The sequence below is a fragment of the Sideroxydans sp. CL21 genome, assembly GCF_902459525.1.
GTDB lineage: Bacteria > Pseudomonadota > Gammaproteobacteria > Burkholderiales > Gallionellaceae > Sideroxyarcus.
The window spans coordinates 894,779-908,781 of sequence record NZ_LR699166.1 but is presented as its reverse complement, the minus strand read 5'-3'; the positions used below and the strand labels follow the sequence as shown (position 1 = coordinate 908,781).

The 14,003-nt window shown below is 54.0% G+C and carries 15 protein-coding genes; 6 read left to right on the top strand and 9 right to left on the bottom strand.

Annotation, left to right across the window (positions count from 1 at the left end; genetic code table 11):
• The 6 genes from QOY30_RS04385 to QOY30_RS04360 form a co-directional block, all read right to left on the bottom strand.
• Complete coding sequence (locus QOY30_RS04385; RefSeq protein WP_283743415.1) at positions 1–2,352, bottom strand: bacteriohemerythrin; 2,352 nt, start codon at positions 2,350–2,352, stop codon at positions 1–3.
• A 137-nt stretch (positions 2,353–2,489) separates the two neighbouring features.
• On the bottom strand, positions 2,490–2,744 hold the full coding sequence (locus QOY30_RS04380) for a YfhL family 4Fe-4S dicluster ferredoxin (protein ID WP_283743414.1): 255 nt from the start codon (positions 2,742–2,744) through the stop codon (positions 2,490–2,492).
• Positions 2,745–2,755: 11 nt separating this feature from the next.
• Positions 2,756–3,232, bottom strand: a complete 477-nt coding sequence (coaD, locus tag QOY30_RS04375; protein WP_283743413.1) for a pantetheine-phosphate adenylyltransferase — start codon at positions 3,230–3,232, stop codon at positions 2,756–2,758.
• Positions 3,229–3,723 (bottom strand): 16S rRNA (guanine(966)-N(2))-methyltransferase RsmD, encoded by a 495-nt coding sequence (gene rsmD / locus QOY30_RS04370; protein WP_502958705.1) that lies wholly within the window; start codon positions 3,721–3,723, stop codon positions 3,229–3,231. Before rsmD ends, coaD begins: the two co-directional genes overlap by 4 nt.
• A gap of 37 nt (positions 3,724–3,760) precedes the next feature.
• Complete coding sequence (locus QOY30_RS04365) at positions 3,761–5,128, bottom strand: M16 family metallopeptidase (protein WP_283743412.1); 1,368 nt, start codon at positions 5,126–5,128, stop codon at positions 3,761–3,763.
• Positions 5,118–6,476, bottom strand: coding sequence for a M16 family metallopeptidase (locus tag QOY30_RS04360; protein ID WP_283743411.1), 1,359 nt, complete (start codon positions 6,474–6,476; stop codon positions 5,118–5,120). The genes QOY30_RS04365 and QOY30_RS04360 overlap by 11 nt, the downstream gene beginning before the upstream one ends.
• Positions 6,477–6,554: 78 nt before the next feature.
• Here QOY30_RS04360 and ftsY point away from each other — a divergent pair, with 78 nt between their 5' ends.
• From ftsY to ftsX, 3 genes are read left to right on the top strand one after another with little or no spacing between them, the layout of a single operon-like run.
• Positions 6,555–7,502 (top strand): signal recognition particle-docking protein FtsY, encoded by a 948-nt coding sequence (gene ftsY / locus QOY30_RS04355; protein WP_283743410.1) that lies wholly within the window; start codon positions 6,555–6,557, stop codon positions 7,500–7,502.
• Positions 7,499–8,152: a cell division ATP-binding protein FtsE gene (ftsE, locus tag QOY30_RS04350; RefSeq protein WP_283743409.1), complete on the top strand. Its 654-nt coding sequence runs from the start codon at positions 7,499–7,501 to the stop codon at positions 8,150–8,152. Before ftsY ends, ftsE begins: the two co-directional genes overlap by 4 nt.
• Positions 8,149–9,060 carry a permease-like cell division protein FtsX gene (gene ftsX / locus QOY30_RS04345; protein ID WP_283743408.1) on the top strand — a complete coding sequence of 304 codons (912 nt, stop codon included), beginning with the start codon at positions 8,149–8,151 and terminating at the stop codon, positions 9,058–9,060. The genes ftsE and ftsX overlap by 4 nt, the downstream gene beginning before the upstream one ends.
• Before the next feature lie 468 nt (positions 9,061–9,528).
• Here the strand turns inward: ftsX and QOY30_RS04340 are convergent, their stop codons facing one another.
• A complete protein-coding gene (locus QOY30_RS04340; protein WP_283743407.1) occupies positions 9,529–9,987 on the bottom strand; it encodes an Rrf2 family transcriptional regulator in 459 nt (152 codons plus the stop codon).
• A 216-nt stretch (positions 9,988–10,203) separates the two neighbouring features.
• Between QOY30_RS04340 and QOY30_RS04335 the strand changes: the two genes are divergently transcribed.
• The 3 genes from QOY30_RS04335 (at position 10,204) to QOY30_RS04325 (ending at position 11,852) form a co-directional block, all read left to right on the top strand.
• Positions 10,204–10,569 carry a group I truncated hemoglobin gene (locus tag QOY30_RS04335; protein ID WP_283743406.1) on the top strand — a complete coding sequence of 122 codons (366 nt, stop codon included), beginning with the start codon at positions 10,204–10,206 and terminating at the stop codon, positions 10,567–10,569.
• Positions 10,570–10,582: 13 nt separating this feature from the next.
• Positions 10,583–11,563, top strand: a complete 981-nt coding sequence (locus QOY30_RS04330) for a 2Fe-2S iron-sulfur cluster-binding protein (protein ID WP_283743405.1) — start codon at positions 10,583–10,585, stop codon at positions 11,561–11,563.
• 103 nt (positions 11,564–11,666) lie between these two features.
• On the top strand, positions 11,667–11,852 hold the full coding sequence (locus QOY30_RS04325) for a hypothetical protein (protein WP_283743404.1): 186 nt from the start codon (positions 11,667–11,669) through the stop codon (positions 11,850–11,852).
• 205 nt (positions 11,853–12,057) lie between these two features.
• Here QOY30_RS04325 and QOY30_RS04320 read toward each other — a convergent pair whose 3' ends face one another.
• The gene (locus QOY30_RS04320; protein ID WP_283743403.1) at positions 12,058–12,492 is read right to left on the bottom strand and encodes a CZB domain-containing protein; all 435 of its coding nucleotides are present in this window, start codon (positions 12,490–12,492) and stop codon (positions 12,058–12,060) included.
• Between the two features lie 129 nt (positions 12,493–12,621).
• Entirely contained in the window at positions 12,622–13,968 is a 1,347-nt protein-coding gene (pmbA, locus tag QOY30_RS04315) for a metalloprotease PmbA (RefSeq protein ID WP_283743402.1), read from the bottom strand.
• Positions 13,969–14,003: the final 35 nt, after the last annotated feature.

The window sequence follows — 14,003 nt, the reverse complement described above, 5'->3', positions numbered from 1 at the left end:
TCACTCCACTCCGTGCTGCGCCAGATAGGTTGCCATCTTCTTGTCCGAGTAAGTGATGTGTCCCAGCAGCCAGTCCTTGATCGACTGCAAGACCAATAATTCGCGCCCCTCGTTGAATTGCACCTTGAAGCGCTGCAGCTGGTTCAACAGTTGGGCATGCTCTGCCTCATGCGCGTCCCGCTCCGGGTAATCGCAATTGGCCATGTACCGGCTTTCCGTATCGAAGTGATGCTTGGTCGCCACCTGCAGTTCATCGAACATCAGCAAAATCGTCTCCGACGAGTCGTCGCGCTTCAACGCGTCATTCAACCGATTCACCATATAAACCAGATTTCTATGCTGTTCGTCGATCTCATCCACGCCCACCAGATGACTATCTTCGATTTTGAACCATACAGGATCGTCCTTGAGCGAGGTCTTGGCCCGGTAGAAAGTATAGGAATTTCTTCCTATATGTTTACTTTCATACATTGCCTGATCGGCCGCAGTCATCAGGTTATCCATCGCGCTGCCGTTCTCCGGATAGACACTGATTCCCACGCTTGCCCCAACGCTGCACTCGCTTCCGTCCGCCAGAGCCATGCTTTGGGCAAATGCCTGAACGATTTTCTCGGCAACGCCCTTCGCTTGTTGCGAGTCATCCAGATTGCCCAGGATGATTGCGAATTCATCTCCGCCGAAACGCGCCACCGTGTCAACCTCCCGCACACAGGCCAGAAACCGTTGCGCCGCCATCTTCAGTACATTGTCCCCGGCTTCATGCCCGTGCATGTCATTGACCGCCTTGAAACCGTCCAGGTCGGCAAACAGCAAGGCCACAGACTTGCCATCACGCTTGGCCTGCGACATGGCTTGCGACAACCGGTCGAACAACAATGCCCGGTTGGGCAGACCAGTCAGCCTGTCGTGATAGGCCATGAAGTTGATCATTTTTTCTGCCTGCTTGCGCTCTGTGATGTCCTGAATGGTGCCGATGGTGAAATCAGGCTCACCTTGTTCATTGCGTACCAACGTCACTTGCACGCTCGCCCACAGCATCCTGCCATCCTTGTGGAGATAGCGTTTCTCGATCTTGTAGTCTGCCATCTCACCCGCCAGCATTTTTTTCAACATCGAGTCACTGGGTCCCAAATCGTCAGGGTGGGTAAGCTGTTGCCAGGTCAGATGTTGCGACAACACTTCTTCCCGGCTGTAACCGAACAATTTGCACCATGCTTCATTGACTTCGATGTATTCCCCGGTCAGCGAATTACGCACCATGGGAAGTGAAGTGAGTTCGAATATGGTGCGAAAACGCTTCTCGCCCTCCATTCTCAATTCATCGGCGATAACCCGCTGATTCAGTACTGCCGTTTCCGCCTCCGCCAAAACCCGTCGGCGCCATTGCCAGAACCATGCTCCGATCAAACAAAAGACGAACAGGACAAGAACGCCTGCCGTCCGCTCCATTCGATCCACCAATCGATAGGCTTCCTCCTCGTCGATCTTTGAAATCAGCATCCACGGCGTCCCGCTGATTGCCGCGGCATAAGCCAGTACGGACTTGCCGCGATAATTTTGCGCATTTTCAAGCAAGCCTTGTTTGCCGCGCAGTGCGATAGCTGAGGCCTGCTGTGTATCCAGTGGCAATCTGAATGTCAGGGGGGGCTCGGAGCGGTAACGGAGTTGATCAAGGAACAGTACCTGGTCACCGTCTCTACGAACAAGCTGAGTCTCGGCGGTCTCGCTTTCGTTCGGCCAATAATGAATCAAGGGGAAGAGATATCGGGCAGGATCCTCCACCAGATAGAGCGCCCCGAAACAAGTTTCACCAGCCAATAGCGGGCTCATGAAACCCAGTCGGATAGCGCGATTCTCATCCTGGTATTGATGCAGGTCTATGAACTTGTGCTGGCAGGAAGCGGCTGCGGCGCGTGCTTCCTTTGCCATTTCCAGAGCATCCGGAACATACTCACCTGTGCTCAACAGAACATGCCCGGACGCATCGTACAGAACGATGGCCTGGTAATGAAGCAGGTTAATGAATTCTTCGAAACGATTGACAAGCTGTGCGCGCCTGGCATCGTTGTGCGCTCCGTCACGCATCCACAACTGCGCCTCGTGCAACAAATATGAATTGCCGGAAAGCATTCCGGCATCGGTTTGATGATCATTCAGCCAATCGTTTATCTGGTTGGCCTTGAGCGCCCCCACCGCCGCGATATTGCGCTGAACTTCCAGCCTGACTCCGTCGCGCAAGTAAACGAACAGCATATTGCCCGCCAGCAAGACAACCAATATGAACCCCGCAACAACCAGTATCGGGCCAAGAGTGAAGCGTGGCGAATTTGAACTGCTGATTTGTGGGTCCATATGTGCTGAATCTTGTTGTTTGCTTTGAACCACATCCTCCGTTGCCAACATTACTCCTGTCCGGCATGGAATTGAAGCTGATACATGCAAAAAAAAGCCCGCGCCTGTGCGCGGGCTTCATATAGCCTGCAATTTCTCTAAGCTTTAGCGGCCATCAACTTCTCATACTTGGCCTGCAACTGCTCCTTGGTTTCCACATGCGCCGAGTCATGCGGAATGCAATCGACCGGACACACCTCCACGCATTGCGGCGTGTCGTAGTGACCCACACACTCGGTGCATTTGTTCGGGTCGATTATATATATGGTATCGCCTTGCGAGATGGCGCCGTTCGGGCATTCCGGTTCGCACACATCGCAGTTGATACATTCGTCGGTGATGATCAGTGACATTATTACTCTCCTTATCGTAGATATTTTTCTTTCAATTTCGCCGCTACCAGCGGCGACACGAACTTGCCCACATCCCCTCCGAAGCGCGCGATCTCGCGCACGATACTGGCAGAAATGAAGGTATATTGCTCGGCCGGGGTCAGGAACAGGGTTTCGACATCGGGATGCAGCGTGCGGTTCATGCCCGCCATCTGGAACTCGTATTCAAAATCCGATACGGCGCGCAATCCGCGCAGTACCACCCGTGCGTTTTGCGCCTTTACATAGCTCATCAGCAGGCTGTCGAAACCCTCGACCTTGACGTTGCCGAAGCCGGAGAACACTTCGCGTGCCATCGCCACGCGCTCCTCCAGCGTAAATAGCGTTGCACTGCGGCTGGCCGCAATCGCCACCACCACTTCGCCGAACAAGCCCGCGGCACGCCGCACCACATCTTCATGCCCGCGCGTGATGGGATCGAAAGTCCCCGGGTAAACCACTTTGATCATGTCTGTTTACGCTCTAATAATTGGTAATGGACCGCACCTGCCTTGGCTCGCTTAAGCTCTCGCCAGGCGGAATCCGGTTCAAAAGGTATCCCGCTCTCCAGGTAGACCACCCCGTCTGGCGCCAGACTATTTTCCAGCAAGGGAAGTATCCGGGGCAGGAAATCGCTCTTAAAGGGGGGGTCAAGAAAGACCACGTCAAACAGCCCGTTTTCTTGCCGGGCGAATTTTAGCCCATCCTCGCAGCGTAAGGCTATATTGCTCAATCCCAATTTTTGGGCATTGGCCTGCAGGGACTGGTAAACGGTGCGATTATTTTCCACCATCAGCACTTGCTCCGCGCCACGCGAAGCGGCTTCAAACCCCAAAGCCCCGCTTCCCGCAAACAAATCCAGACAACGCTTGCCGTACAGCGTTTGTCCCAGCCAGTTGAATAGCGTTTCGCGTACCCGGTCCGGCGTGGGCCGCAATCCGTCGGCATCCGGGAATTCGATCAGGCGGCTGCGATGGGTGCCGCCGATGATGCGAACCTTATTTATTTGCCTTCTCCGCTTCCGGATGTGTCAATTCCGCCCGACCGGAGGACGGTTGCGGAGTGTCTACCGTCGGTGCACCTACAATCACCGTTGCCAGCGCATCCGGATCGATGCGACGCTTGAAAGCATCGTGTATCTGTTTGGTCGTGACCTTTTCCACCTTGGCGGTAAAGTCATCCAGATAGGTCAGCGGCAATTCGTAGAAACCGATCACGCTGAGATAGTCCAGTATCTTTTTATTGCTATCGATGCGCAGGGGAAATCCGCCGATGATGTTCTGTTTGGCTGCCCGCAGTTCTTTTTCGCTCACCCCCTTGTCGATGAACGTGCGCAAGGTCTGACGCACCAGACGCAGTGATTCGTCGGCCTGTTCTTTCTTGGTCTGCAAACCGATCTGGAACGCGCCGGGTTGCTGCATCGGTATAAAGTAGCTGTATACGCTGTATGCCATACCGCGCTTCTCTCGCACCTCGTTCATCAGACGCGAGACAAATCCACCTCCACCCAGAATATAGTTGCCGACATACAGCGGAAAATAATCTTCATCGTTGCGCGCAATCCCCGGCGTGCCTATCAGGATGTGACTCTGGCTGGCCGGATGCGGAATGCGCTGCTCGCTGGGCTGGATGCGTATCGTAACCGGTGCGATACGCGGATCAGCATCGCCATCAGGCAACTTGGCTGTCAGTTGTTGCGCAATGGTTTCGGCCTGTGCGCGGGTAATATCTCCCATCAGTGCAACAACGGCATGTTTTGCGCTGTAGTGCGCACGGTAAAAATCCTCCAGGTCAGCGCGCTGGATCTTTTCTATGTCCGCCGTTTCGGTGCGCCATCCGTAAGGATGCACACCGAACACTGCCTTGGCAAACGCCTTGTCTGCGATGCTTTCCGGTTGCGTCTCGGACTCTTTCAGGGAGGCGATCAAACGTGCCTTTTCGCGCTGCAAAACCGCGTCGGGAAACAAGGGTTGCTGCAGACAGCGCGCCAGAATATCCAGAGCCGCATCGCGTTCCCGTGCGGTGCTCAAGGTGCGCAGAGTCAATCCGGCACGGTCGGCATCCAACTGGTCGCCCATTTGAGCGCCGATATCTGCCAGTTTGCGTGCGATGTCATCTTCGCTCAGGTCTTGAGAGCCGCTGTCGAGCATGCCGAAAGTCATGTTCGCCACACCCACTTTCCCCGCCACATCGAAGCCGCTACCGGCCGGGAAGTTCACTGCCACATCCAGCATCGGCAAACCGTGGTCTTCCACAAAATACACGCGGGCGCCGCTAGCCGACTGCCAATGCTGTATCTGCGGTGTGGCGATCGCGGAGCTTGCTGCGCCCAAAAGAATCGCGATAGAAAGGAGTCTAGTGAACATGGAATGCTCCTCCGGCATGCATGGGTTTGCCTGATAAGGGTTGGGGATCAAGCGTTGCGACAGTCAGTTGGTCGTCGTTGAATATCTCGCGCGCCACATCCTGTACTTGCTGCGCAGTGACCGCCTGCAATTTCTGCAGCATCACCGGTATGTCCTTGTATGAAAGTCCATCGCTTTCCATCTGGCCGATCTGCATCGCCTGATAAAACACCGAATCGCGTTTGTAGACTTCGCCTGCCATCACCTGCGCCTTGACGCGCTGCAACTCGTCGGCACTCACACCGTCGCGCACCAGCAATGCAAGTTGCTCGCGAATGGCATTCTCGACATCGCCCACAGTCTTGCCTTCCCGGGGCGTTCCTTCCAGCACGAACATACCCGGACCGCGTGCCACACTGTCGTAGCCGGTACCCACATCCATTGCCACTTGCTGGTCTCGTACCAGTGCTTTGTTCAAACGCGCGGAACTGTTGCCATCCAGCACGCCGGCCAGCATTTCCAGGGCATACGGCTTCCAGTCCTTTTCGGTATCGCGCAAGGTCGGGGCATGATAGGCCATGATGAGATAGGGAAGTTCTGCCGGTGCCTTGACCACGATGCGCTGGATGCCGAGTTGAGCCGCTTCGCCCACGGCCTTTCGCTGCGGTAATTTCACGGCGGGTATTCCGCCGTAGTATCGCTGCGCCAATGCAAATACCTCGCTTGCCTTGACGTCGCCTGCTATCACCAATGTCGCATTGTTGGGCGCATACCAGGTCTTGTACCAGTTCAATGCGTCGGCTGCAGTCATGTTCTGGATATCGATCATCCAGCCGATCACGGGGTGATGGTAAGGATGTTCGGAAAACGCCGTTGCCATCAGTTTTTCATACATCAGCGAGTGGGGGTCATCGTCGGTGCGCCAGCGGCGCTCTTCCATCACCACTTTAATTTCCTTGTTGAACTCTTTTTCAGCCATCTGCAGATTGTGCATACGGTCCGATTCAAGTTCCATGGCCAAAGCCAGTTTGGATTTATGCAGTTGCTGGAAGTAAGCGGTGTGGTCGTAGCTGGTAAATGCGTTCTCGCGCCCGCCAGCCGCAGCGATGATCTTCGAGAACTGTCCGACCGGAACCTTTTTTGTCCCTTTGAACATCATATGTTCCAGCACATGCGCCACGCCGGTGGTCCCGGTTTTTTCATCCATGCTCCCCGTGTGGTACCACACCTGCTGCACCAGCACGGGGGCACGGTGGTCTTCCTTCACAATGACCTTGAGCCCGTTGCTCAAGGTCTTTTCGTACACATCCGCCTGCGCCACGGACGAAATTTGAAGCAATAGCGCAATAACTATTAAACGGATTCTCATTTCCTTATCCCATGAATGCGCGATTGACATAAAATAAGGGTGCATTATGCGACATTTCTTCCACACCCGAATACCCGCATGTTTAGTTTTCTGAAAAAAACTCCCGCCTCCGCCGAATCGACAAACTGGCTAGCCCGCTTGACGAATGGCTTGGCGCGCACAGGTGGACAGCTCACTGCCCTGCTGGTTCCCGGCGGCAGGATAGACGAAGATCTTTACGAAGAGCTGGAGACCATTCTCATTACCGCCGATGTGGGCATGGATGCAACGCGTTCGCTGCTGGCTGATGTGCGTCGCCATGTGAAGGAGGAGCGGTTGACTGAAGCCGGCCAATTGAAGGAAGCGCTGGCGCACGCCCTGTTCAAGATGTTGCAGCCGCTGGCGCAACCCCTGGATGCCAGCGCGCACAAGCCTTTCGTCATCATGCTGTGCGGCGTCAACGGCGCGGGCAAGACCACCTCCATTGGCAAACTGGCCAAACACTTCCAGGGCCAGGGGAAATCGGTGCTGCTGGCTGCAGGCGACACCTTCCGCGCTGCGGCCCGCGAACAACTCATGGAATGGGGCAAGCGCAACGGCGTCACCGTGATTGCGCAGCAAAGCGGCGATGCTGCCGCAGTGATTTATGACGCAGTGCAGGCTGCACAGGCACGCGGTATCGACATCGTACTGGCAGATACCGCCGGACGCCTGACCACGCAAGCGCACCTGATGGAAGAAATCAAAAAAGTGAAGCGCGTGATCGCCAAGGCCTTGCCCGATGCACCGCATGAGGTACTGCTGGTGCTGGACGCCAACACCGGACAGAACGCGCTATCGCAAGTCAAAGCTTTCGATGATGCGCTGAATGTCACCGGACTGGTGCTGACCAAACTCGATGGCACTGCCAAAGGCGGCGTCATCGCCGCCATCGCCAAGGCGCATCCGATTCCAGTACGCTTCATCGGCGTGGGGGAAGGATTGGACGATTTACGGCCGTTCATGGCTGAAGATTTTGTAGACGCACTACTTGGCCACGGACAATGATCAAACTCAACCAGGTCTACAAACGCTACCCCGGCGGGCATGAAGCGCTGAAAAATCTCAGCTTCGATGTCGCCGAGGGTGAGATGGTATATCTGACCGGACACTCCGGTGCAGGCAAGAGTACGCTGCTCAAACTTATTGCCGCCATTGAACGCCCGAGCAGTGGCGGAGTGCTGGTTAAAGGGCAGAACATCCGATCCATCAAACCCGCCGCCATCCCGCATTTGCGCCGCAACATCGGGCTGATCTTCCAGGATCACAAATTGCTGTTCGACCGCAATGCTTTCGACAACGTGATGCTGCCCCTGCAGATTTGCGGCTTTGATCATCGCGAGAGTGCCAAACGCGTGCGCGCAGCGCTGGACAAGGTCGGACTGCTTGATCGCGAAAAAGCGAATCCTGTCGCGCTCTCCGGCGGCGAGCAGCAGCGTCTTTGCATCGCCCGCGCCATCGTGAACCGTCCCACCATCCTGCTGGCAGACGAGCCCACCGGCAATCTCGACACCGAATACTCGAACGAGATCATGAACATCTTCAAATCGTTCCACCAGGTCGGGGTCACGCTGCTCATCTCCACCCACGACGAGAGCATCCTGCGCCAGTTTCCTGCGCGCGCCTTGCACCTCAAAAAGGGGGAGCTGCAAACATGAGAACGCTCAACGAACACCTGCGCGTGCTTCGATTCACCCTGCGCCACTTGTTACTCACGCCCAATGCGTCGTTGCTGAATATCCTCATCATCGGCATCGCCCTGAGTCTGCCGGTTGGAGGCTATGTGTTGTTGAAAAGCGCACAGACGATTGGTTCCCGGATCGCGGGCACACCGCAGGTAAGCGTGTTCCTTGCTTCCGGCACCAGCGCCAGCGCCAGCGAGATCGATCATATTGGAGACAAACTCAGGCAGCACGCCGGCATCAAACGCATCGAATTTGTATCGCGAGATGCTGCTTTGAAAAAATTGCAACAAAGTACAGGCTTGGCAGACGTGATCGGCGGATTGTCGCAAAACCCGTTGCCGGATGCTTTTGTCATCTACCCGGAAGACGGCAGTGTGGCGGCACTGGAGGCCTTGAGGGATGAACTGAAAACGTGGCAGCACTTCGAGCATGTTCAACTGGACTCGGCCTGGGTGCATAAACTGGAGGCCCTGCTGGATTTCGGACGCATGGCAGTCGCCATTCTTGCGGCGTTATTGAGCTTCGCTCTGATCGCCATCACCTTCAATACCATCCGTTTGCAGATACTCACGCGACGCGAGGAAATCGAAGTAGCCAAGCTCATCGGCGCCACCGATGCCTTCATTCGCCGTCCCTTTCTTTATTTCGGCCTCACCCAGGGATTGCTGGGCGGAATCGCGGCGTGGCTGCTGGTTGCAGCCAGCCTGCAACTGCTCAATCACCAGATCGGCGCGCTGACCCAGCTTTATGTCAGCAACTTCAGCTTGCAACACCTCTCCCCGGTCGACAGCATAACTCTGCTTGGATTCTCCGCTTATCTGGGATGGCTGGGAGCATGGTTTTCTGTTTCGCAACACCTGTGGCAGATTGAGCCCCGCTAGCCCCCTTCCCCGCAAACAAATATAGCAACTCCTGCTGAGCTCAGATTGCATTTGAATACCTGGTGCAAAAGCAGTTATTGCACTCATAACTAGAATTTAGCGAGATTGCGAGGACGGGGGCATGGCATACATGGAATGGACGCGAGATCCGGAATCCGAAATTCCCGTCATTGGATATGCAGCACAAATGAATCATTGATTTCATTAACGGGCTACATGATGCATGCCAAACCCGAAACGTCGACGAGACCAATCACGCAATGAAAGGGTTGCTCAATTACACAGTCACACACTTTAGAATTTGAAGAAACCCTGCAGGAAAAAGCCGGTTATCCCTTCCTCAAAGGGTGGACGTCGCCCCTGAGTTGTGAACCTGCTCAAAGGCTGGCCGGACGCCTTGCTAATATGATTTGCCGCCCGAAATCACGCCTGCCGCATTCGATAAGCCTCACGGATTCCGTTCTTCCCCTAGCGCTTTAACTCAGAGATGTTCACACGCACCGTTCCCGCGGATTTCGGCTGGGCAATCGGCCTGGCTGCATCGGCCAGTGTATTTTTCTCAAGCACAGCCATGAAGGCCGACCGCCCTTCGTACAACATCGACTTCAGGCGGCAAGTCGGGCTTATCACACAGTTGTCCGTTTGGGGATTGAAACATTCCAACAGATCCATGTCAGGCTCTGTTTTCCTGACCACATCGCTTAACAAAATGGCTTCGGCGGGACGCGCAAGCCTTATCCCGCCATTTTTGCCCCTGCTCGTAATGATGAACTCATGAATGCCCAAGTTGTGAACCACTTTGACCAGGTGATTACGTGAAATATTGTAGTACTCGGTTATCTCGGTGATGGTAGCCGTAGCATCTGGTTTTGATGCCAAGTACAAAAGTACACGTAATGAATAATCTGTGTAAATAGTCAGTTTCACGATATCAATTTCCCGGCAGGTTGGTTTGTGCTTGACAAAGAATAACGCCCCCACATAAGATGTATTTGGAATACATTTTAGACGCTTTAGCGCTTAACTTCGCTCTAATTGTTAAGAATACGTTAAGAATGTATACCATTTTCGTTAAATGATGCAATTACTGTTTTGTTTTACTAGAACAACGCAGCTTATCAAAAATCTAAAGGGAGAGAGATTATGAGCAGTTTGTATGAAAAAATCGGCGGTGAAGGTGCGGTCAATGCGGCAGTGGATATTTTCTATCGTAAGGTACTGAAGGATGATCGTATCAAACGTTTTTTTGACGGCGTCGACATGGATAAACAAGCGTCCAAACAAAAGGCGTTCCTGACGATGGCTTTCGGCGGTCCTCACAATTACACCGGCGAAGACATGCGGAAAGGCCATGCGCACTTGGTCAAACAAGGCCTGAACGACTCGCACTTTGACGCAGTCATGGAAAATCTTGGCGCGACACTGATGGAATTGAACGTTCCCGGCGAACTCATTGCCCAAGCCGCGGCAATTGCTGAAAGCACTCGCAACGACGTTCTAGGCAAATAATCAGGATCACATCATGCCCTGTATCACTTATGGAGGGCAGTCATACCAGTGTAAAGAGCATGAGTCCGTGCTTGACTGCTTGACTGCCCATGATGTGTCTATCCCGTCTTCGTGTCGCGCAGGACTTTGCCAAACCTGTTTGATGCAGGCAGTCACAGGTAAAGTGCCTGAGACCGCGCAAGTCGGTTTAAAACCAACGCTGGCAGCTCAAAATTACTTTTTGGCCTGTGCCTGCTTTCCCGAACAAGATATCGAGGCAAAGCTTCCCGGCGCGGGTGTGGGGAAATACTCCGCCGTCGTTGTTGACATTAACCCGCTCAACGCAGATATCGTCTGTCTCGAGTTAAGCCTGGTCACCAAGCTGAAATACAAACCAGGCCAGTTTATCAACCTGCATAAAGACACCGTAACCGCGCGTTCCTATTCCCTGGCCAGCGTGCCGGAAATTGACGAGCACCTGCACTTGCATATCCGGAAACTCCCCGATGGAAATGTCAGCCCCTGGGTTCATCACGCCCTAAAGGTTGGGGATAGCGTAGATATTTCCGATGCGAATGGAAATTGCTTCTATATTGCCGACGATCCCGATCAAAATTTGCTGCTAATCGGCACCGGATCGGGATTGGCGCCACTGTATGGAATCATTCGCGATGCGCTGACACAAGGGCACAGAGGAGCGATCAAGCTTTACCACGGCAGTAAAACCGCAGAATCCCTCTACATGTCCAAGGAACTAAGGGCTTTGGCATTACGTCATCCCAATTTCGCATACACGCCCTGCGTATCTGCTCATGGCGCACCGCAAGGCTATGCTTCAGGCAGAGCGCATGACGTTGCCATCAAAGAAAATCCGGATCTTTCCGGCTGGCGCGTTTTTTTGTGCGGCCATCCCGAAATGGTCTCGTCCGGAAAAAAACTCGCATTTTTTGCCGGCGCTTCCATGCGCGATATTCATTCAGACCCTTTTAGCAATGTGGCCAAAATTTCACAATAGTTCGTTTAAAGTTGCGGCAAGGCTTCCCCTTTCTGGTAACTTTCGATACTCTTGGCTACGGCTGAAATCCGTACAGATTGAATTTGACTAGAAAGGTTGAAATATGAATTCCAAGACACGCACACTTGTTATTGCAATTATCGCTTCAGTCATCCTGTGGTTGCTGGGTGGATTTGTATTTGGCAAATCAATCGGGATGGTATTCGTGATTATAGGTATCACCCTCGTCGGACTGGCTGCGGGCAACATCATGAATTCTCCCGAGCCCGCGCAAAAAGAGACCCTCTGACCAACTCGCTCCCGGAGCGAAAAGCGAAGTACGGTGTACCCTCAAACAAAAGAGCCACATTCCTGAGAATGTGGCTCTTTTGTTTGAGGGAAATGAATCTTCGAGTACTCAAAAAATACGGTGAGGGCAGGATACTGGTTAGCAACAACAGATTGCCTGCGTACACTCAATCCAACCTGGAAATTTCTTTCTTTAAATCCTCCGGCTATTCAGACTCCTGCAGATGTTTGTTCAACTCCGTCAGATCCTGAATCACGTCGCGAGATGCTCGTGCATACTCGTTTTTCAACAGCGCATCTGAACCCGCACGATCGTTTTCCTGCACCTTCTTAACCACAGAGCCCGCCACAAAATGAAAGTTTGCATGGTCGGAGCGCAACTTATGAAAACCTTCATCGTTATGAAAATAATTCAATGCAGGTCCGTGTATCCACTTGCCCAAAACGCATTGATCATCGCGACAAATAACCATGGGATCCAATTGCTCTTTGGATGTTCCATCCAGATAGCTCTGCAATCGGCCCTTCCACTTCATATGCGCGTCGATACATTCGGTAATATTGACCTCGGAACGAATCGTCTCGCGGATTTTTGCCGAGTTACTCTCATCGCTCCCGAATAATCTTGAAAAAAAGCCCATGCCTTATTCCTCCTTATTTTGAGAGACAAATACTAACCACTTCGCCAATAATGTTATAACCAGACATGGACAAGCAAGTCAACCTAAATATAACCTGCCTCTTGAACCGCACCTTGACCCCGTACGACATTAACGCCCGGCCACCATCATATTCTCGATCAGCACCGAGCCGCATTGGCGCGAGCCCTGCACCAGAACATCATTACCGACAGCGACTATATGTTTGTAAATGTCCTTGAGGTTGCCTGCGATGGTGATCTCTTCAACCGGATACTGGATCTCGCCATGTTCGACCCAGAAACCCGCCGCACCGCGAGAATAGTCGCCGGTCACCGGATTGACGCCGTGTCCGAGCAGTTCGGTGACCAGTAGTCCGCGCTGCATCTTGCGCAACAGTCCGTTGAAATCCAGCTCACCCGGCTGCACGATTAGGTTGTGCGTGCCGCCAGCGTTACCGGTGGTCTGCATACCGAGTTTGCGTGCGGAATAACTGCCGAGGAAATAGCCGCGCAGAACGCCTTCCTCCACCACGGCACGGCGGCGAGTACGCACGCCTTCGTCGTCAAAGACACTGCTGGCGAGGCCACGCTTGATGTCCGGCACGTCTTCGATGCGGATGTTTCGGGAAAAGACGGGCTTATCCAGTTGGTCCAGCAGGAATGAGGATTTACGGTACAGGCTGCCACCGCTCACTGCGCCGACGAAATGGCCGAACAGACCACCCGCAACAGGCGCTTCGAACAGAACGGGGCACTGCATGGTGTCCAGCTTGCGCGCGTTCAGGCGGCGCACGGTACGCTCGGCGGCGATACGACCGATCTCTTCCACTTTCAATATCTCGCGCGCATCGCGTGCGGACCCATACCAGTAATCGCGCTGCATGCCGTCTCCTTTCCCGGCGATCACCGAGCAACTGACGCTGTGGCGCGAGCTGGGAAAGCCTCCGATGAAGCCCAGGCTGTTCGCCTGCACAAAGAGCCCTTCGCTGACGTTGACGGTCGCGCCCTCGGAGTTATTGATGCGCTTGTCGGTACGGAACGCAGCCTGTTCGCACTCGCTCGCCAGTTCAATGGCCTGTTCCACGTTCAACGTCCACGGGTGATACAAGTCCAAATCGGGGAATTCGGTGGCGAGTTGGTCGGCATCCGGCAATCCGGCGCAATCATCTTCCGCGGTGTAGCGGGCGATGTTGAGCGCGGCATCGACGGTATCGCGCACGGCCTGTCTGGAAAAGTCAGAGGTACTGGCATTGCCGCGCCGCTGGCCGATGTAGACACTGATACTCATGCCTTTGTCACGGTTGTATTCGATCGTTTCGACTTTGCCCTGCCGCACCGTGACGGTCTGCCCGAAGCCTTCAGAAACTTCTGCCGCACTGGCTGAAGCACCCTGTTCGCGGGCATAAAGGACGATATCGGATACGAGTTGTTTCAGGATGTCGCGATCGTTCGAAGCGTTTAAAACAGAAGAGTTCATAAAATTCAAGCGGCTGGTTCGTCGGGAGGCGCTAT